The organism is Arsukibacterium sp. UBA5043 (assembly GCA_002415085.1).
GTDB lineage: Bacteria > Pseudomonadota > Gammaproteobacteria > Enterobacterales > Alteromonadaceae > Alishewanella.
Genome location: DIBV01000013.1, coordinates 277,626 through 300,580, shown reverse-complemented (window position 1 = coordinate 300,580; position 22,955 = coordinate 277,626). Strand labels below are relative to the sequence as shown.

The window sequence follows — 22,955 nt, the reverse complement described above, 5'->3', positions numbered from 1 at the left end:
CTGAATACACCACCTTGCACTGCCATTGACCAGCCTTCCACCTGCAATACCTTATAACTGAAGCCGCTGCGAATACCTTTTGCCAGTAACGAATCTATCGCTGAGATTTGTTGATGCAGCTGCTCAGCACTGAGGGTATCCGCTTCAATGCTGAACGACGTCTCGCCTAAATCAACATAATGCGCTTGCAACGCCAGCTTATCTGTCAACGAATAGCTCCCCCCCAGCGCAAAGCTGGTGGCGCTGTTGTCGTAGTCCAGCAACCTTGCCTCTGCTGGCAAGCCAGCCGCAATATCACTTGCAGACTTGCTCGCCGTGCTCTGACCAATATAACCGTCAAACGTCAAACCCTTTGCTTGCGCCGTTGGCGTGCTGACAAGCAAGACCGAACTCAGCAACACCATCAACATGGCGGCAGCGCCCTTTGTAAAACGGGTAAAGCGTACTGCCGCATTGAGTTTTAACCGACGCAGTAATAACAGGCTTAACAACATTAAGCCCCACACGCCGGTAGAACCGCCAGAGGATTTATTCACTACCGTAATCACCTCATACGCTTGAACCGATACCAATACTTCACCTTGCGCGATACCACCGCGGCCATCGCTAATAACAAAACTCACCCGATCAGTACCATCAAAGCCAGCTTTAGGAACATAGCGCAGCATGCCTTCTGAGATGCTGATCATGCCCTGTTCGGCAGTGGCTACCAGAATACTGAGTGAATCACCGTCTGGATCGCTGGCACTGCTTAATACATCGATATTAATGGCGGTACGATCATTGGTACTGGCAGTTGCCGTAGCAACAACCTGAGGTGCCTGATTGAAGTAGACGACAATAGCGACCTGTGCACTAGATGTGCCCCCCTTGCCATCACTGATACCGTATACCAACGTATCGCTGCCAATAAAGTCAGTTTCTGGTGTATAAATCAGCTGCGTCATATCATCACTGATACTGACCTGACCGAAGTTGGCTGATACCTGGGTAATCTGCAGGGAATCATTGTCTGCGTCACTATCATTACTTAATACATTCAGCTCATGGCTGTTGTTCCATTGCAGGTTGTAAGTATCTGCAGTTGCCAGTGGTATCGCATTATTAGAAAACGGCACTGCAACGCCACCCGGATCCGCAATACTGTTGTTGGCAATACCATCAGCATCGTTCGGGCCACCATCTTCTATCAGCAACTGCACACACCAATGGCCTTCAGTCAAACCCGCTTGCCAGCTAGCATCACCCGGTGGCGGGCAGTAGCCAGCGTTACCGCTTGCACTGAACAGGCTATTGTTAGCATTTGTGACAAAGTTAGCCCAGCCAGCCGCTGTCGTGTACTTGCGGTAAATACCACCTGCCGGTACCGGTTGACGTTGTGGTATTACAATACGAATACTATCCCCGGCTTGCGGCAACTGAGACAACTCAAAGTCGAATATCCCACCCGTGTTGGTCGCTTGCATATCCGGTTCCAGCAGCGGCACGATGTCGCTGCCCAATTCAATGCCGCCCGTGTTAGTTAGCAAAGACGTGGCGCCTTTCAACATGCAAACGCCTGGCTCGGCTTCAGCCAGATAGCTGCTCACCTGCTGCAACTGCTCTGGCAATGCATTGCACGACAAACCCGGGTCCTGGTAATCAGGTATGCCGTTGCCGTCGCGATCACCATAACCCTCTTCAGCATCGGGTATTAAGTTACCATTGCTGTCGCCATCGCCCAACACTGGCAGGCTGTTTACCAGCAACAGGTTAATGGTGCGCGTAGTGCTCAGGGCAGGGCTGCCGCTATCGGTGGCCGTTAAGGTCAGTTTGTACACGCCCGCTGCTAAAGCTGCAGGGTCAAATACAAATTGCGCCGGATCCGTTGCCGTGTTGATTAACGTCTCCGCGTGCCAGGTTAAGCTTAATGCGTCTGATGCATTCACATCGGACACAACGCCACTCACCGTAACCGGCCCCGCTGTTTTACTTAGCTGGCTGCTGATCACGCCGTTTTGAGCAGCCTGTAGTTTTACCTCTGGCGCAATATTGGCATTACTTACCGTAATACGCGTGCTGGCATTTGTACCCAGGTTAAGGCTCTCATCCAGGGTAATGACGATGTCTTTGCTTTGTTCACTTGCTAAATCAGCGAACACATTAAACTGGATGTCTGCACTGTTGCCACTGGTGATTTGCACCGTGCCACCTGCCAGATCATGATCCGTCATTGCCATTGCAGAGCCACTGACACTGTAGTTAATATCAAGTGGATACTGCGGCGCAGCACCGTTTAGCAATACTTTTACCGTCACGGCACTATTGGCATTCACTTGCTGAGATTTGCTCAGGGATACCAGCGGATGCACATTGACCACCTGGGTTTCGGTGCTGCTGATACCGTTGGCATCGGTCGCTTGCCAGTATGCCTGGTGTTTACCCGGTGCAAACAGCGGCTGGCCATTAAGTAACGTTACCGCTAAACGATTGCCCTGGGCATCGCGCGCGCTAACAGCGCCTAAATTCACCTTGGTAAACATACCGCTGGCATTAACATCAATATCTTGCGCTATGGTTATGGTTGGCGCTAACGGATTAACACCGCTAATAGTCACCTCAACCCTGGCCATGGCACTTAACTCACCATCACTGATCCGGTATTCCAGGCTCGCCTGGCCATTAAAGTTATCAGCCGGCGCAAAGCGCAAGCTGTTATCCACAATGGAAACCTGACCAACGCTGCTGCTGGCAGCGGTGATCCGCAACACATCTTCATCCGGATCGGTGTCGTTTAACAGCACATCCAGGATATAGATACTATCGGCAGCGATAGGCAAGCTGTAGCTGTCATCGTTGGCGTTCGGCGCATCGTTAACATTGACTACGTTTAGCGTAAAGGCAGCCAGGCTGGCCGATAGCTCACCATCAGAGACTGAAATAACAATACCTGCCGTTGCCCCGACATCTTCATTAGTCGGGGTACCGCTTAACCCACCGTTAGAGGTATCAAAGCTCAGCCACTCAGGCTTGTTCACAATACTAAACGTTAAGGTTGTTTCCGGATCGACGTCATTCGCTTCTGGGGCAAAATGGTATGCTTCGCCTTCATTAACGCTGTTCGCTGGCGTGCCACTAATGGTTGGCGCATCGTTGGTGTTGGTCACGCTTAAGTTAAACGCCGGTAATGCTGCACTTAGACTGCCATCCGTGACACTGATCACAATCGCATTGGTCACCCCAATATCATCATTAGTTGGGGTACCGGTTAACGCACCGGTCGTTGTGTTAAAACTGGCCCAACTCGGTTTGTTGACAATGCTAAAGGTCAGCGTCGTNNGGTCACCCCAATATCATCATTAGTTGGGGTACCGGTTAACGCACCGGTCGTTGTGTTAAAACTGGCCCAACTCGGTTTGTTGACAATGCTAAAGGTCAGCGTCGTGTCCGCATCCACATCGGCGGCCGTTGGCACAAAGCTGTAAGCCGCATCTTGTGCTACGGTCACAGCAGGCGCGCCGCTAATGGTTGGCGCATCGTTGGTGTTGGTCACGCTTAAGTTAAACGCTGGTAGCGCCGCACTTAAACTGCCATCTGAGACACTGATTACAATCGCATTGGTTACGCCAATATCATCATTAGTTGGGGTACCGCTTAACGCACCGGTCGCCGTGTTAAAGCTGGCCCAGCTTGGTTTGTTGGCGATGCTGAACGTCAGCGTGGTATCCGCATCCACATCGGTTGCGGTAGGCGTGAAAGTATAAGCGCTATCTTGCGCTACGGTCACATCAGGCGCGCCGCTAATAGTTGGCGCATCGTTAGTGTTGGTCACGCTTAAGTTAAACGCCGGTAGCGCAGCACTTAAACTGCCATCCGTGACACTGATCACAATCGCATTGGTCACCCCAATATCATCATTAGCTGGGGTACCGGTTAACGCACCGGTCGCCGTGTTAAAGCTGGCCCACGTAGGTTTGTTAACAATGCTAAAGGTCAGGGTCGTTTCCGCATCCACATCGGTTGCGGTTGGCACAAAGCTGTAAGCCGTGTCCTGTGCGATAGTAGTCGCTGGCGTGCCGTTAATGGTTGGCGCAGAGTTCGGTGCGACCGGCGTAACGCTGTTTGATGCGACTGACGCTACGCTGGTATTGGCAGAGTTAGTAGCAGTCACACTAAAGGTATACGCCGTGCCATTAGTAAGACCTGTAACAGTTAAAGGTGATGCCGCACCGCTCGCAGTCAGGCCACCCGGACTGGAGGTCGCGGTATAGCTGGTAATAACTGCGCCACCGTTATTGACAGGGGCACTGAAGCTTACGCTCGCTTGCGCATCTCCTGCAGTGGCGTTGACCGCAGCTGGCGCTGCCGGTGCGTTAAAGCCGATTTGAATATTCAGATTTGCCGAACTCTCAGACACGTTGCCTGCAGCGTCAGTTGCGGTGGCTGCAACAGTGTGTGAGCCAGCGGTCAACACTGTAGCTATATACGTCCAGTTGCCACTGCCATCCGCCGTGGTAGTCCCGTTACTGATATTATCAATTAAGACCGTAATGATACTGCTAGCTTCCGCCGTACCGCTAAAAGTTGGCGTGGTAATATCTGTGATATTATCGGTATCAGAGTTGCCTGTGTCACTGGCGGCGATTAAATCCGGCGCCGCGGGCACAGTTGGCGCAGACGTATCAATAATTAATGCCTTGTTGGCACTAAGTGAGCCAGTTGTGCCAGGCAAAGACAGGATTAAACTGGCTGCATTGCCAGCGCTGTCTTTAATACTGCCACCATTTAACATTAAAGCATTGACAGCCGTATAATCTAAATCGCCAGAACCATCCCCTGCTTGAACAATGTAATTAAAGACTAAGGTGCTGGAGCCTGAACCAGAGCCGTAATTGACTGTGCGGTCGGTTACCCCAGTTTCCAGAGTTAACTGCGGCGAACCTGTTACAGTGACTGTTTCGTTAAACGAGAGCTGCAGTACTATTACATCACCAGCCTTATAACTGCCATCAGCATTAGATGACGTAACGCCTGCCACTACTGGCACTGCTGCATCCACCAATACTGAGGCTGTTGAGCCTACGGAGTTCAACGTCAGGTTCGCATTATTCCCAGCGCTGTCACGCAATGTGCCACCATTACTGGCTAAGCTGCCAATGGCTATACCGTCACTGTCAGCGTCACCGCTCTGTATCGTGTAGCGATACAACAAACTCGAAGTACCTGAACCACTCAGATACACGGCCTGCCGAGTCGTCGCGCCTAGGGTTAACGCCAGCTGCGGCGTACCTCCACCGGTATTGACGGTGATGTTTTCATCAAAGTTAATAGCGAAGTCGAGATTCTGGCCGCTAACATAAGTGCTATTAGCTGGCACATTGACCGAAGACACACTTGGCGCGACCGCATCCACCAGCACAGATGCTGTCGAGCCTACTGCGTTCAACGTCAAATTAGCATTATTACCAGCCGCATCTCTAAGCGTGCCACCATTGCTGGCTAAGCTGCCAATGGCAATACCATCACTGTCATCGTCACCATTTTGCACTGTGTAGCGATACAATAAGCTCGAAGTACCCGAACCACTCAGATACACTGCCTGCCGAGTGATCGCGCCTACGGTTAACGCCAGCTGCGGCGTACCTCCACCGGTATTGACGGTGATGTTTTCATCAAAGTTAATAGCGAAGTCAAAATTCTGGCCGCTAACATAAGTGCTATTAGCTGGCACATTGACCGAAGACACACTTGGCGCGATCGCATCCACCAGCACAGATGCTGTCGAGCCTACTGCGTTCAACGTCAAATTAGCATTATTACCAGCCGCATCTCTCAGCGTGCCACCATTGCTGGCTAAGGTGCCGATGGCTATACCGTCGCTGTCAGCATCACCGCTCTGTATCGTGTAGCGATACAATAAGCTCGAGGAGCCAGAACCGCTTTGGTACACCGCCTGACGAGCAGTTGCACCGATGATTAACGACAACTGCGGCGTGCCGCCACCAGTATTGACTGTGATATTCTCATCAAAATTAATCGAGAAATCGAGATTCTGGCCGCTAACATAAGTGCTATTAGCTGGCACATTGACCGAAGACACAATTGGCGCGACCGCATCCACCAATACAGATGCTGTGGAGCCCACTGAGTTCAGGGTTAAGTTCGCATTATTACCAGTGGCATCCCGCAACGTACCGCCATTGCTGGCTAAAGCACCGATGGCAATGCCGTCACTGTCGGCGTCACCACTCTGTATCGTATAGCGATACAACAAGCTTGATGAGCCAGAACCGCTCTGATAGGTAGCCTGACGAATGGTCGCCCCTATGGTTAACGCTAGCTGCGGCGTGCCGCCAGCTGTGTTAACGGTGACGTTTTCATCAAAATTAATCAAGAAATCCAGCACCTGTCCGCTAACATAAGTTGCGTTGGCGGGTACTGTGACAGAAGACACTGTCGGCGGCGTGCTGTCTACCGGCGCCACTAACATAAACTCGTTACCGCCACTGTAAGCACCGCCATCGGTAGCAGCATAATAGGCGGTAAGCACAGTGCTATTACCACTGGCAGTCACCGTTCCGCCCTGAGGCAGGCCTGAGAAGCTCCCAGTTATACTATCCACGCCATCATTAACCAGCAGGCGGTAACTATCCCCTAAACCTGCGGTATAACTGTGACTAACATTCAGTGTGGCCGCTGACACATCCACTGTGCCGTTTACTGCCACTGAGTCATAACCTGAGCCTAACACTGTCCCTGTAATTTGTGTCGTCAGGGCACCGCCTGCCGCTATGGTCAGGTTGCCGTTGATTGTGATTGTGCCAGGTCCTGAGATACCAGGTGACAAAATGCCGCCACTTTGCACAGTCAAGGTATTGGCTGAACTGGTGGCAAAGAGACTGCCCGAACCTTCTAAGGTGCCACCCGAGCCAATAGTGGCGCCAGTGGTGCCACTCAAGGCGCCAGTTAGATTTAAGCTGCCGCCGCTGATGCTGGTAACACCGGTATAAGTGTTAGTACCCGAAAGGGTCAACTTACTCGAACCCGACTTAGTTAAATTGCTGCCACTACCGGTGATATTGCCGGCAAAACTGCTATCGCTGGTTTGATTAACCGTAAGGTGTGCCCCATTCATGGCCAGTGTTCCCGCGCCAGAAAGTACTCCTATGGTTTCACTGGCATCGAGTCGCAATGTCGCCCCAGACGCTATACTGACCGCAGTGCTGTCTGCTATGGCAGCACCATTATCCAGCACTAAGGTGCCTGCAGAGACAGATGTGGCGCCAGAATTAGTATTAGTACCCGCTAAGGTTAGGCTACCAGTATCAGTCTTAGTCAGAGTGCCTGTACCGCTAACGCTGCCGCTTACGATCAAATTACTGCCGCCAGTAACGCTAATATTCGTATCGGTAGATAACGCTATATTACCGGACACTGTGCTGGTGCCTAGGCTGTAGGCATCTGCGCCCAGTGCACCATAGTCGACAGCGTCAATATTTCTGCCTGTACCATTGAGAAACAGTGGCTCTGGGCTAACCACACCTGCGGCAATTCGCAGTGCCGATCCCGCATTAACGGTAGTGCTGCCAGAGGTTGACCCTAAACCATTGTTGTGACTCAAAATCAGCCCACCATTGGTGATTAAGGTCTGGCCTGAATAGCTATTGTTGCCGCTAAGTTGTAACACTGAAGCGCCAATTTTAGTCAGATTACCGCTACCGGAAATCACCCCGGACAGATTAATAATGTTTCGACCACCACCGCCGGTTGGATTGAATGAACCGCCAGAGGCGCCCAGGGTGATGGGATTATTAATCGTTTGAATCACGGGATTACCAGTGGAGCCGCCGGTCACCGTCATCGCCAAGGTGCCGCCATTTAAAGTCAAGACACCAGTATTGGCACCATCCAGGTTAGTGTCAGCGTCAATGTCTAATGTGCCCCCCAGTACAGAGGTGCTACCCGTGCGGCTACTGTTAGTTCCGGTCAAGCGCAAGGTACCCGCTCCTGCTTTAGACAAGTTACCCGCACCATTAATAGTACTTGAAATCTGCAATTGATTAGCGTGGGTTAAAGACAGGGTAACACCCGAACCTAAGGTTAAGGTGCTGCCGGCAATCACAAAGCTTGACCCTGCGGCGCTGGCATCAATCGCCATGTTTTCGGCAATGCTCAAATTTCCAGCCAGTGACATGCTGCTAGTGAAGGCGCTGGATAAAATCAGCGTCTGGCTACCCGTAGTGTCTGCTAAGGCAATGGCAACCGCCTCACTGAAACTCACGCCGTCGTTGATATTAATCGTGGCGGTATCTGTGGTGCTGGTGACATAGACGCTGTCGCTGGTGACTGTCACATCTGCTGTGGTGCTGGCCGTGCCATCACTCAAGCTATAACGCAAGGCCGCATCTGCGGCGGGAGTATTGTTACTGTATTGAATCCGTTGTAACACATCCTGCACCAGTGATTTGGTGGCTGTGGTGGCGCTGCTATTGAAATTGATGTTCAAAACACCACTGGCATTGGTAAAGGTTGCGAAGGTTAAGCCGCCGCTCTGCAAATTAGCACCGCTAACGCTGAACAGGGCGCCGCTGGTATCGAAACCAAACACATCCGTGGTAATTGCTGCGCCTACCCGTTGCAGGGTTAAAGTCGCACCAGCATAGTTACCGTTGCCACCATTAAGAGCATCGAGCTCAGTATCACTAACGCCAAGACTAGTGCCTGCATCTAAAGACACATAATTGCCCACGCCAGCCCAGGTGACGCTGTCACCGTTAAGGTTGGTTAACACAGGGGTGTTATTGCCCATAGTATAAACTAGGGTATCCAGTCCTGGTGCGAAATTGATAGCGTCGCTTGTAATGGTAAAGGTAGAGACAGAGGTCCAATCTACTGGAGTTAGCGTTACCCCGGCAAGACCCGATAGTAGAGTAAAATCCGCCTGAGTTTTTACTATTGTGGATCCTGAGCCGGAGGTTACGGTAAAGGTATAGTTTCCCGTACTGGCGGTGCCATCAGCTTCAAAGTAGACAAGTGACGAAATATTCACCGGACTAGAAAATGATACTTGAACGGATGTAGCAGTAGCACCCACACCATAAAAAACATTACCGCTAGAGCCACCGCCATTGCCAGCATCAGCTACATCCGCCGTGTCACCATTGAAAGTCGCAGTCATGGTGATGCCATCACCGTTGTCTGCCTCTATATAATTTGCTCCAGATAGGGAGCCGCCGTCACCATCAAAGGTTGCCGCATGGCTCGCTGCAGTTATGCAAAAAAGCGAAAGAAACAGGCTGATCCGTGCAAAGAAGCTCGAACGAACAGAGGTTATAAATTGGAACATAAGGGGATCATCCTAAAGTTACTATTGCATTAGTAGCAAATATAATTTGTTGCGTAGATTTATCTTCGCAATAAACGTTAAACAATGGCCGGAAGACCGATTTACGTTTTGCTTTATCGAAAAAGGAGTAGGACTCGCTGGCGGCGCCCATTTGTTCCAACGCGCCAATAACTAAACCGGCTACCGGACTGCTCATTGCAGCATGAAAACGGGGGTTTTGCCGCAGAATGCCAGCCAACAATGTTGAACCAGAACGGGGTAAACCAGAAGTAAAATGAAATTTTTGCGGCATGGGCAGCTCAATAAGCTCAACAGTGCACATTTCAACCGCAATTGTTAACAACGTCAAGCACTATTCAGTTTATATTCAGCTTAATTTTGGGGAAATGAAATTTTCAAAGCCACGTAAGTAACGTGGCATTGATATAAGTACTGTATAAATACTGCCAGGGCGGTATCTGCCCTATCCTTGATTAACTGCGCGACGAGCGCCGGCCGTCACGATGTTCAGTTTTTGGCTTTTTCGGCCGGTAGGGTTTGCTGTTTGGGTTACTGTCTGCCAGTTGCTGCACCGGCTCAAACCCGGCAACTACCTGCCGTGGAATTTGTTGTTTGGTTAAGCGTTCAATACCTGCCAGCTCTTTACTCTCATCGGCACAGACCAGAGATATTGCCTGGCCTGATTTACCGGCGCGGCCGGTACGGCCAATGCGGTGCACATAATCTTCAGCCACATGCGGCAAGTCAAAATTGACCACTTGCGGTAGCATATCAATATCCAGACCACGGGCGGCAATGTCGGTCGCTACCAGCACCCGGATAGTGCCGGCTTTAAACTCAGCCAGTGCTTTGGTGCGGGCGTTCTGGCTTTTATTGCCATGAATGGCCAAAGCGCTGATGCCGGCTTTTTCCAGCTGTAAACTCAGTTTATTGGCACCGTGTTTGGTGCGGGTAAATACCAGTACCTGCTGCCAGTTATGTTGTTTGGCCAGCGCAATTAATGCCGCGGCTTTCTGGTTTTTATCTACCGGATAGACCCATTGCTCAATTTTTTCGACGGTACTGTTAGGTGGCGTTACGGTCACTTCTACCGGATTGTGCAACAAGCCTTTGGCCAGGGTACGAATTTCGTTAGAAAAGGTGGCCGAGAACAGCAGGTTTTGCCGTTTTGCCGGTAACAGTGCCAGAATTTTTTTAATATCGCGGATAAAACCCATATCCAGCATGCGGTCGGCTTCATCCAGCACCAATACTTCTAAGTGGGTAAAGCGCATGGCATTTTGCTGGTATAAATCGAGTAGGCGGCCCGGGGTGGCGATCAGAATATCAACGCCTTTACGCAGTGCCATCAGTTGCGGGTTAATGCTTACCCCGCCAAATACCACCGCTGAGCGCAGTGGCAGGTACTTACCATATACTTTTACGCTTTCGGCAATTTGTGCTGCCAGCTCGCGGGTTGGGGTTAAAATAAGCGCCCGTACCTGATTAGCCTGTACTTTGCGGCCCTGGTTACTGCCCTCGCTCAGCATTTGCAACAGTGGCAAGGTAAAGCCGGCGGTTTTGCCGGTACCGGTCTGGGCAGCTGCCATTAGGTCGTGGCCGGCCAGCACCGCAGGAATTGCCTGAGCCTGAATAGGCGATGGCGTGGTGTAGCCTTTGTCGCTAATGGCTTTTAAAATATCGTTCGACAGGTTTAAATCGGTAAATTGCATGCGTTATCCCGCAATAAAGGCTGCGAGAAAAATCTGCCGCAGCTGCAGTGGCCCTCGTTTTGAAGGGCGTGCAGCTTACAGGATCTGTTGGCTATTAGCCAATATTGATGCTGGCAAAGCCGAAATCCGGGCTAAAATAAGGTATAAATAAACCCCGCCAGCGCCGATTGCTGGCTTACTACCACCAGCGCGCCCAGTAGCGCCAGCACCAGAATGATTGGCAGTAGCCAGATTTTTTTACGAACCCGTAAAAATGCCCATAAATCAGTTAAAAATTCCTGCATTAAAACGGATCCTCTAAATCTTTGGCGGTGGGTATTTTATCGGGCGCCAGCCAGTAGCTGTCACCTGCTGGTTTATGCTTATACTGCAACTTACCAAGTAATTGCAGCACCAGGCCCAGCGGCAATAGCAGCAGATAGAATACCAGGCCAAGCAGCAGCCGCGTGTTGATCCAGGCCATTACTCTGGCAAAAGCCATCCAGGCCCGGTACGGATAATACAGGCCGGTTGGCCACAAACCCGCCAGCAATAAAAACACCGCCGCTACCATCAGTGGCCATAGCGGCAAGGTAGCCACGGTAAGAGAATCCAATATCCAGGGTAGCAACAGCGAAAACACTAACGGCAAGGCAATGGCCATTTGCCAGCCAAAGGTACGCAACCCGGCGCGGTCAGTTTTTAACAACAACTGCATCATGCATCCTTAATAAGCTAACGGGTTAGTCATTTGCAAAACTGCGCAATCTGGCAGCGGCCAACTGTGCCGGGTCCTGCTCAGCTTTACTCAGGATACAGTTGCCCAGCACCAGATAATCCATGTCGGTAGCCAGAAAGCCCTGTAACGCTTCAGCCGGACTACAAACCGGCGGCTCGCCCCGAACATTAAACGAGGTATTAATCAGTATTGGCGTTCCCGTCAATTCGTGAAAGGTTTGCAGCAAATGATGAAACCGTGGATTACCCGACTTACTCACCGTTTGCACCCTGGCGCTATAATCAATATGAGTAATGGCGGGCAGACTAGAGCGCTGCTCTGCCTGTTTGGCTAAGCCGCGGGTTTCTGGCGGCAGGCTAATACACAATTCAGGGTTCACTTTAGCCACCAGCAACATATAAGGGCTTTCAGCACTAAGATCAAAATATTCGCTGGCATGTTCAGTTAATACCGCCGGGGCAAAGGGCCGGAACGATTCACGTTGTTTAATTTTTATATTAAGAATGCTTTGCATAGCAGTGCTTCTGGCGTCAGCTAAAATAGAGCGGTTACCCAGAGCTCTGGGGCCAAACTCCATCCGCCCCTGAAACCAGCCCACTACCTGGCCTGCTGCCAGTAAACCCGCGGTGGTGTGATACAGCATATTGTCACTTAATTGCTGATATGGCACTTGTTGACTTGCAAGTAATCGACCTATTTCGGTATCGCTATAAGCCGGTCCCAAATAGCTACCCTGCATCTGATCATGCTGCTCATCTGCCGCTCTGCTCTGCTGAAAATACTGATGCCAGGCCAGCAGCGCAGCGCCCAATGCGCCACCAGCATCACCGGCTGCCGGCTGCACCCATATATCACTAAAGGGTCCATCCCGTAACAAGCGACCATTGGCCACACAATTCAGCGCCACGCCACCAGCCAGACACAGCTTTGTTGCTCCGGTTAAACGATGGGCATGATGGGCAATTTTCAGCACAATTTCTTCGGTAACCTGCTGCACCGAACGGGCTAAATCCAGATAAAACTGGCTGGGCGTTGCCTCAGCGCTTAAGGGCGGCACACCAAATAACTGTTCAAACTTGCGGTTTACCATGCGCGAGCCCACCGGATAGCTAAAATAGGCCATATTCAGGGCAAAGCTGCCGTCAGGTTTTACCTTAATCAGCTCTCGATAAATGGTTTCTACAAAACGTGGTTCGCCGTAAGGCGCCAGGCCCATTAGCTTATATTCACCGGAGTTAACTTTAAAACCACAGTAGTAAGTAAAGGCAGAATAGAGCAACCCCAGCGAATGCGGAAACTGCAATTCGAACAATGGAGTTAAGCTGGTGTCTTTACCGTGCCAGATAGTAGAGGTAGCCCACTCGCCAACCCCATCCAGACAGATAACAGCCGCGTTCTGATAGGGGCTGGGATAAAAGGCTGAGGCAGCATGTGCCTGATGATGCTGACTAAACAACAACTGTGGCAGTGTGGTTTTTCTATCCATACCTGCCAAAGTGCGAAGCTCGCGGCGCAGCACGGTTTTCAGATACAACTTTTCTTTTAACCATACCGGCATAGCGGTCAGAAAGGAGCGAAAACCCCGGGGCACATGGGCCAGATAGGTTTCCAGTAAACGCTCGAACTTTAACAGCGGTTTATCGTAAAACACTACGGCGCTTAAATCAGTCACCCCGATCCCGGCCTCGGCTAAACAATAGCGGATGGCATCGGCGGGAAACCCTGCATCGTGCTTTAACCGGCTAAAACGCTCCTGCTGGGCCGCAGCCACAATAACTCCGTCGGCCAGTAAACACGCCGCACTATCGTGGTAAAAACAGGAAATACCCAGAATATATTGCATAAGCCGGCTGTCGAGCAGCACCCATTATAAAATACTTATCTAAAGTAACCTTAATTGACAATTGCCGGTAGTTCAAATGCGCCAAAACTTGCTGCGCTTAAAAACATCGGTTACCGTCGTTGATATCCTGCCGCTGATTACTTAAGCAATGACCGATTATCCGCCCGTAACAGCTAACAAGACACTCACCCGTAAAAAAGTAGTGTTTTACAGTATTGCCCTGGCGTTACCCCTTATATTACTGCTGCTGGCAGAGTTACTGCTACGCCAGACCAGCCTGTATCAACGCTATCCGTTAGTGGTACCGGTACCAGCGATGGCAGGGTACCAGCAAGCCAACCCGGCCCTGATTAACCGCTATTTTGCCGCGCCTGAGCTGGCGCCGCAGGTTAGCCCCGACACCCAGTATTTTCAGGCCAGAAAAGCGCCGAACCAGCAGCGGATCATTTTTATTGGCGGCTCTTCAGCTGCCGGCTTTCCTTATGGCCGCTGGGGCGCACCGGCGGCCATGTTGCAACAACGCTTAAAACGATTGTATCCCGAACAGAATATTGAAGTTATTAACCTGGCTATGGCGGCAATAAACTCCTATACCCTGCTGGATATCAGTGATGAAGTCATTGCGCTTAAGCCTGATCTGGTGCTGGTATATGCTGGCCACAATGAGTTTTTAGGGGTAATGGGGGTAGGGTCTGCCTTTGCCGGTGAGTATAATCACGGCACTAAACTGCTGTATTTAAAGCTGCGTAAACTGGCATTATTTCAGGCGCTGCAACGTGTTTATATCAGCGTCAGCCCGCCTGCAAGCCTGCAACCAAACCGCACCATGATGGCCCAAATTGCCCGCCATACTGAAATTGGTAAAGACACGGCCCTGTTTAATGCTGGCATTGAACAGTTTCATGCCAACATGGGCCTGTTGCTGACAAAATATCAGGCTGCTGGCATTCCTGTTCTGCTTAGCACCGTTGCCAGTAACGAAGCCGACCAGCCGCCTTTTGTCTCGGCAAAGCCCGCACTGCCAAACCCGACTATCCCGCAACTGCAACAGGCACTGAATGCGGAATCCGATATTGCCAGCTGGCACTTTCAACTGGCCGGATTGTACCAGCAACGTGGTGACAAACAGCAGGCACTGGCCCACTATCAGCTGGCGCGCGAGCATGATTTGCTGCGCTTTCGGGCACCCGCGACCATCAACATAACCCTGAAGAAGTTAAGTAGCGATTTTAATCTCCCTTTGATAGACAGTGAGGCACTGCTGCGCCGGCACAGCCCTGATGGCATAATTGACAAGCAACTGATGCTGGAGCATCTGCACCCTAACCAGCTGGGCTATTTTTATCTGGCTGAAGCGTTTTTGCCCGAGTTGCAGCAACAACTGGGGCTGAACCAGGTTGAAACCGGTGTGATACCGCCCGCGCAAGCGCTGGCCGACATTCCCTTAACCGAAGTGGATCTGGCACTGGCACAATTTAAGGTGCGCCAGCTGACCGCCGATTATCCTTTTGTCGCATCACCACAACCGGTCAGCTTTGCACCTGACAGCAACCCCTTTATTGCACTGGCACGCGAGCGCAGCAATGGCTTAAGCTGGCTTAAGGCCAGTCAGCGGCTGGTTACCCTGTATCAGCAGCAGGGCCGGATTAGCGATGCCGCCAAAGTTGCGGCGTTATTAGCGGATGCGTTGCCTACCGAGAGTCATATGGCTTTTGTGGCTGGCCAATTGTATTTCGATAGCCAGCAACTGCCTCTGGCAGCCCATTATCAGCGCAAAGCCGTGGCCATCGCACCAGAGAATACCGACTATCGCTTAATGCTGGCCCGCAGTTATTATTACCAGCAACAGCTTAGGCGGGCGCTGGCAGAAGTAGAGCGGGTCCTGGCACAGCAGCCGCAGCACAAGGTGGCGTTGCGTCAGCAACAGCAATTACTTCAACAATTGGCAGCAGGAGACTAAGCCCGATGCGAATCTGGATATTTCGGGCCATTGCCCTGGCCTTACCACTACTGGTGGTAGTACTGGCAGAACTGGCGTTACGGGCAACCGGTGCCGGCAATAACTGGCCTTTATTTAAAACCAACCCGGCCAATCCGGCCTATCTGGTTAGCGAAACCGATATTGTTAAACGTTATTTTGCCAATAATACTCAGCTGCCTAGCGTTAAAATGGAGCCGGCATTTGTGCTGGCAGACAAGCCTGCTAACGCCATCCGGGTAGTGGTGCAAGGCGGTTCAACCGCTGCCGGTTATCCGTATGGCGCCGGAGCCTCACTGGCGGCGATGCTGGAGCAACGGCTAAGCCGCACTTTTAGCGGCCAACGGGTAGAAGTGGTTAATACTGCCTTAGCTGCTGTTAACAGCTATACCTTGCTGGACCTGGCCGATGAAATTATTGCCATTAAACCGGATGCGGTACTCATTTATGCTGGCCATAACGAATATCTGGGATTGCTCGGGGTGGGTTCACATTATCTGGCCGGACAAAGCCCTGGCGCTACCCGGCTGATGATCAGCTTGCGTAAATTACACAGCTTTCAGCTGATGGAGCAGTTGTATCAGCAGCTGAACCAACCGCTGCAGGGCGCCGATGAAAGCAGCCGCACCTTTATGGCCAGAGTGGCGCGGGATAAAGACATTGCGCTTGGCTCAGCACAGTTTCAGGCTGGCCTTAAGCAGTTTGACAGCAACCTCAGCCGGTTGCTGGCTAAGTATCAGCGGGCAGGCATTCCGGTGTATATCAGCACGCTGGTCAGCAATTTGGCCGGCCAGCCACCCTTTAACAGCAAACCGATCCCAGCCACAGCAAAACTACAGCTACAACAATTGGCAGAGGCCAATACCGAGGCGGGTACAGCAGACAGTAACGATGCCGCTTTGCTCTCGACGCTCAGCTCGCAGGCAGATGCAGAGCATTCAGCCGATTTTCATTATCAGCTGGCTCTGGTGCATCAGCAGCGCAACCAGCATCGGCAAGCTAACGCTCAGTTTTTGCTGGCAAAAGAACACGATCTATTGCGCTTTCGGGCACCCGAAGCCATTAACCAGCAGATCAGGCAGCTGGCAAGGCGCTACAACGCTACCCTGGTTGACAACGAAGCGGCTTTTATCGCTAATTCGCCTGACGGTGTAACCGGCAACAACCTGCTGTTGGAGCATGTGCATCCTAACGTGCAGGGTTATTTTTTACTGGCAGACAGTTTTTATAACGCGCTGGGTCGCAACCAGGCATTGGGCAGCTGGCACAAGCCGGTCCCCCCAGAAATTGCCTGGCAGGAAAGACCCATTACCCCAGCCGAAGAGCATGCAGGCTATTTGCGTATTTTACAGCTGAAAGCCGACTATCCGTTTAGCCCGCAGCCGCAGCAAGTGCAGTTCCCGCCAGCACAAACAGTACAGCAGCAGTGGGGCCAGGCATATGTCGCGGGCAAACTGGACTGGCTCAGCCTGCAAAATCGCAATGCACAGTATTATCACCAGCAGGGCGATGGCGATATGCTATTAAAAACCTTAAAAATCATCGCCGATGCACTACCACACGACGCCAACGCCAATCTGCAGGCCGCCCAAATATTACTAAAAGCTGGCCGGCACGGCGAAGCACAAAGTTACTTGCAGCGGGTTATGCTAACCCCAGCGCTGGCAGCTGACATCCAGCACCAGGTGCAGCAACTGCTAATAAGCATCGCCCAATAATAACCGGTATCAATTATTGCCTGCTTTTACTGTCATTGCTGTCAGCGTTTTCATTGGCAGAGGGCATGGCCACACATTCAAAGCCCCAGCCCCGCTGTTTTTCAACAAAGTTTGCGGCCTGCTGTTCACAGTATCCGGCCTCATTGCTGGCCCGCCACAGCACAGTGCCGGTACCGTCTTTGGTGTAATGCACTTCGCACGGCAGCTCACCGCCGTCAGGGTATACCACTTCAATCACCCGTACTGCATCACCCAGCTGGCAATGCATACTTTGCCCGGCTTGCTGTTGCGCCAGCAACTGCTGACTGGTTAACAACAACATCGTTACCACGCCACCCACTAACACCTGCTTCATTCAGCTTCTCCTAGTACAGTAAAACCTGCATTAGTATAGACCAGCTTTTTAATCAGTTAGAAAAATGTGAAGAGCGACACGCCGTCACTCGCTTAGTATTGCTGACATTGTAAGGCTGGGTTTTGAAAATCGGTAGTGGGAGTTGTATAGTACTAATCTGTGCATACCATTGCGGTGTTAATCTTGCCGAAGCGTCGCGTATTTATTTTCACCCTAATAACGATGCTATCTTCTTTTTATCTGACGGCAGATGCCAGTATTACAGCGACACTGGATGAAGCAGAAGATTATCTGACGGTAAACCCGGCTCAAACACTGCTGCTACTGGACAGCATCACAAAGCCTGCTGCCCTGGCACCTGAGCTGTTTATTCGCCATCAGGTATTAGTACTCAGAGCTGCAGTGCCGACCAATAAGATGGATCGGTTAATCAGAGCGCTGGACGACATTTTTGAGCATCACCAGCACCCTTACTTTAAAGAACAACTTACACCAATAACCAGTGCACTAGGCATTTGGCTCAGGCGCAACAACTACCTGAATGAAGCAATAAGCAGTTTAGAATGCTCTTACAAACATGCTAGTACTGACCGGCAGCGGTTAACGTTAGGCAACAGTATGGCACTGGTAGCCCGTCAGTTAAATGAAACCGAAAAGGCCCGCCTTTTATTTACCAGAGCCCGACTTTTAGCAGAGCAGACCGGTCAGATCAAGATACTGGCAATGACAGAAAATAATCTTGGTTTGCTTGCTCTCGAACAGGCTAATATCGCCCTCGCTGAGTCCCATTTTCGCACAGCATTAGGCCACTATCAGTCTAGCAGTGTGCGTGCCGGTCAAATATCGGCAGGTATCAACCTGTTATTTACATTCTTGGTTCAGGACGATTTAACCAGTTTTCAACGCCTATACAGCCCTACTGCCGCATTGACCCTTAGCTTTCCTAATAAAGAAAAACAGGCTTTGTTGTTTTGGCTGCATACCCGGTTTGAGCAACTGCAACAACAGCCGGTTAGTGACCAAATCCGGCAGCAATTGCTCGACTCATATCAGCAGATAGAAGATGCAAAAGTACAGATTTTGCTTCACCGTTACATGGCAACACCATTACAGGTAAATATTAGCATTGCAGAGCCAGCAGCCCGTCCAATCTTTGACCGACCCTGGTTCGGCAATGTTGTTCAATGTGTGTGGCCTCTGCCCGAAGCATAAAAAAAGCTGCAGACGGGCTGCAGCTTTTTTCATCAGTTTAGCAGTTTATTTCCTGGTCACCGTCAGCTCGGGTGTTTCTGTTAATGTGGCATCTAACAGGAAGTTATATACCGCGTTTTCGGCAAAGTTCATATTCAGATTGTCGTTGCTGCCCTGAATACGCAGTGGGGTGCCCTCGGATACTGTGGCACCGTCCGGCCCCGCCCCCATATTTACTGTGGCCCAGTCACTGGACGCGACTTTAAACTCATAGCTGCCGGCGTTGATACTGATATCGACGCTGTACTGGTTTGCTCCCAGGTACTGGAAGGCATCCGCTTCACCCCAGTCATTCATGCCACCCCGCAAGAACACCGTAGTGGCGCCGTAAGGCACATACTCGCTAACCGTTAGCGTAGGTGCTGCCGGATTTACTGCATTTAAGGTAAATACGTAAGCAGAGGTGCTTGGAATATTTAACAGCAGGTTATCGTTGCTTGGTGCAATGACGATAGGCGTATCAACTACAACCTGATTGCCCGCCGCACCCGCGCCCAGATTAACCGCAGACCAATCCCCTGAAGCCACCTTAAACTCATAACTACCGGCATTAATATTCAGGGTGGCACTATAAATACCCGCGCCAGCATAGTTAAAGGCATCGTTTTCGCCCCAGTCATTCATTCCACCGCGGACAAATATGGTTGTGGCTTCATACGGTGGAATATCCGGTGCACCTAAGGTGGCATCCGCGGCTAAGCCCGGGCCTTGCTCACCCATTTGCGCTTTAACAAATACCGCCATGCTGTAGGCCGGCACAGTAAAGGTTCCTTCATCGGTACCCGCGGTAAAGCTGGCCATACTGACATTAGTATCAACTGACGCCTGCTGTAGCGGGTGCAAGTCAAAACCGGTAGCAGTAGGCACAGTGTGTGACTGCTCCTGCGCGGTGCCGTTAACCATTACCACTAAGGCGTCATGCATCGGGTCTAAATCAGTCAGGCCGCTGCCATCATCAATCGACATCACAATCACACCCTGGGTCTGGTTGCTGCCAATATTATGAAAGCCTACCCGATCCATTACATCCTGGCCGGTGGTTAAGCGAAATAACGGGCTGCCACTGCGGATCGCCAGAAATTCAGCGAACACATCAGACGCAAACATAATGTCGGTGCTGCTAACCTGAGTTTGCGGGTTCAGGAATAACGTAGCAATACTGTCCCAGCTATCACGGTTCTTCTCGGCCAGTGGTAGGCCAACCGCCCAGTTGTTGGTTTGCATGGTGAAATCAACATAGTTAAACCAGTCGCCTGAGTCATAACTGTCGCGGTCCATCGATTTAGAGCGCAGGAAGTCACCACCCATTTGCAGGAATGGAATACCCTGGCTCATTAACGGCAAGGCTATCGCCATATTCTGCGCCCGCACCCTTTCAGTCACACTTAATGTCTGCGGTAAGCGGTTCTGCAGAATATCCCACAGGGTTTCATTATCATGTTTAGACACATAGTTGATAATATCGGCCGGGTCTTCAGCATAACCTGCAGCCTGACCATTCCAGTTGGCGCTGGACGCCGGGCCGGTAATATCCCGATAGTTTTTCAGCACATAATCTTTTAAGGTACCGGCTAAACTAATCCGGATAATATCCTGCTCGGCCAGGTTACCATCGTTATTAACGCCGCTGAAAATGGCCGCACTACGCACACCTTCCCGGATCCGGTCGTTAAAGGTGCCCACTTCGGTACCGGCCATATCCTGCTGCTTGGCCTGAGTAAATAAACGGTTATCTGCCACTTCACCAAAATTCCAGCCTTCACCATAAAAATAGGTATTGGCATCGACCGCCCGCACGGCGTCGCGCGCGGCTAACAGGTTATCTTTCGGATGATGGCCCATAATATCGAAGCGGAAGTCATTAAAGCCAAAATCGCGGGCTAAAATAACTAACGAGTCTTTAATAAACTTATCGAACATTTTGTGTTCAGTTGCGGTGTTTTCACAGCAGGTTGAGCGCTCAATCACGCCAGTGACTTCGTTATAACGGTGGTAGTAGCCCGGCACCAACTTATCAAATACCGAGTTATCAAACAGGCCAGAACTGCTGGTATGGTTATATACTACGTCCAGCGCTACCCGCAGGCCAATATCGTTTAACGCTTTAACCATCGCCCGTACTTCTTTAATCCGTACTGCACCTTCCGGATCAGAGGCATAGCTGCCTTCAACGGCAATAAAGTGATGCGGGTCATAACCCCAGTTAAAGCCGTCAATCCGGCGGATAGACTCAACCAGTGCCTGGGCATCATCACTGTAGGGCAGGTAGCCTTCCAGCAGCGATTGCAGGGTGGCGCTGTCGCTTGCCACACCACAGACCGGTGCATCTGCATTTAACGCACACAGCTGCGCAACCGTATCGGTTAAGTTAATCCGGCGGTTAGCCCGCTCTTCAATATTGGCCTGATCATTTAATGGCAGCACATGAAAATGAGTTAAACCATTGTCGGCCAGTTTTTTCAGGTGGCTTACCGGGGCAGACTCCATCTCAGTAAACGCCAGGTACTTACCACGGTTGGCGGCACTGGTACTGCTATCACGGATACTAAAATCACGGACATGCCCTTCGTAAATGACGCTATCTTCCGGGTTCGCTACCACCGGCACAGTGCGCTCGCTCCAGCCTTCAGGCGCCAGGTCAGCATCAGCCAGGTTAACGAACTGGCTGTAGCGGCCATTGGTCGACACACTGACTGAATAGGGGTCGGTGCTTTCAATGGTTTCTACTGCCCGGGTTAACGGGTGATATACCGTTATTTCATAACGATAGAATTTACGGTCTAGCGCACTTTCTGCACCACTGTAAGACCAGACACCGGTTTGTGCATCCAGGCTCATCGAATGGCTGGCGGCAACGGTTTTATCGCTGTTATACACTTTTAAGGTCATGCTGCGGGCAGTCGGGCCCCATACCGCAGCGGTGATATTGCCTTCGGCATAATGCACCCCTAAATCGGCGTTTAGCGCGCTGTTATCACCCGTGGTATACAAGGCATCCAGTACTTTAGCGACCTGCACATAACTGGCGGCAACCAGCTCACCGTCGCTGTTGTAAGCGGCCAGTGCCAGCTGATTTTTCGCCATGGCTTTCGCTTCATCTGCGGTAAAATCAGCACTAAAAGCGGCGGCGTTGGCCATATGTGGTACCAGCGCTTTTTGCTCGTCGCTCAACTCCGCCGGAGTTAACTCGATACTGCTGCCTTCCAGCTCATCATTATTATTCACAGCCAGATCAGCGTCAGCTGCATAGAAAAGTTTTATTTCGTTGGCGGTATCCGCAATTGCCGAATTCCAGATAAAGGTATTGGTGTCTAACCAGTGACCAGCGGCGCCCTGAATGCTGACGCCAAGTGATACCACCGGAAATTCGAAAACACTGTTTACACCAGAGAAAACCCAGTTCATCCGGCTAAAATCAGGGTCATCCTGTGACAACGGCATTCTCATATCTGCGCCCGGATCTTTACCGGCGTCATCAGTACCAATATGAATAATAAAATTACCGCAGGCGCCCTCAGTGCCGGCATAACCTGGTTTTAGTTCCAGTATCCAGTAAGCGCCATAATTTGTATCAACGCCGTCATGGATTAGGCCGTTAGCCCACGACTCGGCGATGGACGAGTCCTGATAAGCGTCACAGGCTTCATTGTTCCAGGTATGTAACCGGTAGCCGTTATAATTATCATCCGGTCGGTTGTAAAACAACACTGCCTGATTTTCTCCGGCAAACACCACCGGAACTGGCGCGTTGGGATCTTTACCCACGATGCAGCTGTCATTTGTCTCGTTGGGAAATTGTCCGGTAGGACATGATAGTGGTGGTGGATCGATACATTCAACGCCACTGGCATCGGGTATTTGCGGCACATTACAGGTTAATAATACTTCACCGGGCTCGGTTGAGTCGCCACAAGCAGCCAGTACACTTACCGTGATAGCAAGCGTACTTAGCCTGAGCAGACTTTTTATATTAAAAATCGTTGGCTTAAACATTATTCAGTTACTCCAGATTATTCTGTTTCCCGCCACATCAGGCTCAGCCTGCGGGTGACGTG

The 22,955-nt window shown here is 51.1% G+C and carries 12 protein-coding genes; 3 read left to right on the top strand and 9 right to left on the bottom strand.

Features of this window, described 5'->3' with window-relative positions; genetic code table 11:
* From B2Q61_RS12820 to B2Q61_RS12790, 7 genes are all read right to left on the bottom strand, one after another.
* The coding region (locus B2Q61_RS12820) for an Ig-like domain-containing protein (protein ID WP_349679341.1) at window positions 1-3,299 on the bottom strand (3,299 nt) is incomplete at its 3' end.
* 8 nt (window positions 3,300-3,307) lie between these two features.
* Window positions 3,308-8,137 (bottom strand): beta strand repeat-containing protein, encoded by a 4,830-nt coding sequence (locus B2Q61_RS12815; RefSeq protein ID WP_422652878.1) that lies wholly within the window; start codon window positions 8,135-8,137, stop codon window positions 3,308-3,310.
* Between the two features lie 1,195 nt (window positions 8,138-9,332).
* A complete protein-coding gene (locus B2Q61_RS12810) occupies window positions 9,333-9,617 on the bottom strand; it encodes a hypothetical protein (protein WP_290620365.1) in 285 nt (94 codons plus the stop codon).
* Window positions 9,618-9,798: 181 nt separating this feature from the next.
* A complete protein-coding gene (locus B2Q61_RS12805) occupies window positions 9,799-11,037 on the bottom strand; it encodes a DEAD/DEAH box helicase (RefSeq protein WP_290620367.1) in 1,239 nt (412 codons plus the stop codon).
* A 131-nt stretch (window positions 11,038-11,168) separates the two neighbouring features.
* On the bottom strand, window positions 11,169-11,321 hold the full coding sequence (locus tag B2Q61_RS12800) for a DUF5989 family protein (protein WP_213998125.1): 153 nt from the start codon (window positions 11,319-11,321) through the stop codon (window positions 11,169-11,171).
* Window positions 11,321-11,737: an SxtJ family membrane protein gene (locus tag B2Q61_RS12795; protein WP_290622128.1), complete on the bottom strand. Its 417-nt coding sequence runs from the start codon at window positions 11,735-11,737 to the stop codon at window positions 11,321-11,323. The genes B2Q61_RS12800 and B2Q61_RS12795 overlap by 1 nt, the downstream gene beginning before the upstream one ends.
* 22 nt (window positions 11,738-11,759) lie before the next feature.
* A complete protein-coding gene (locus B2Q61_RS12790; protein ID WP_290620372.1) occupies window positions 11,760-13,598 on the bottom strand; it encodes a carbamoyltransferase family protein in 1,839 nt (612 codons plus the stop codon).
* 148 nt (window positions 13,599-13,746) lie between these two features.
* On the opposite strand from B2Q61_RS12790, the gene B2Q61_RS12785 reads away from it, so the two are divergent.
* Window positions 13,747-15,558 carry a tetratricopeptide repeat protein gene (locus B2Q61_RS12785; protein ID WP_290620374.1) on the top strand — a complete coding sequence of 604 codons (1,812 nt, stop codon included), beginning with the start codon at window positions 13,747-13,749 and terminating at the stop codon, window positions 15,556-15,558.
* A 5-nt stretch (window positions 15,559-15,563) separates the two neighbouring features.
* A complete protein-coding gene (locus tag B2Q61_RS12780; RefSeq protein WP_290620376.1) occupies window positions 15,564-17,294 on the top strand; it encodes an SGNH/GDSL hydrolase family protein in 1,731 nt (576 codons plus the stop codon).
* 13 nt (window positions 17,295-17,307) lie between these two features.
* Here B2Q61_RS12780 and B2Q61_RS12775 read toward each other — a convergent pair whose 3' ends face one another.
* Entirely contained in the window at window positions 17,308-17,649 is a 342-nt protein-coding gene (locus B2Q61_RS12775) for a hypothetical protein (RefSeq protein ID WP_290620377.1), read from the bottom strand.
* Window positions 17,650-17,832: 183 nt separating this feature from the next.
* Here B2Q61_RS12775 and B2Q61_RS12770 point away from each other — a divergent pair, with 183 nt between their 5' ends.
* On the top strand, window positions 17,833-18,861 hold the full coding sequence (locus B2Q61_RS12770; protein WP_290620378.1) for a tetratricopeptide repeat protein: 1,029 nt from the start codon (window positions 17,833-17,835) through the stop codon (window positions 18,859-18,861).
* A gap of 45 nt (window positions 18,862-18,906) precedes the next feature.
* Here B2Q61_RS12770 and pulA read toward each other — a convergent pair whose 3' ends face one another.
* Complete coding sequence (gene pulA / locus B2Q61_RS12765) at window positions 18,907-22,893, bottom strand: pullulanase-type alpha-1,6-glucosidase (RefSeq protein WP_290620380.1); 3,987 nt, start codon at window positions 22,891-22,893, stop codon at window positions 18,907-18,909.
* Window positions 22,894-22,955 lie beyond the last annotated feature (62 nt).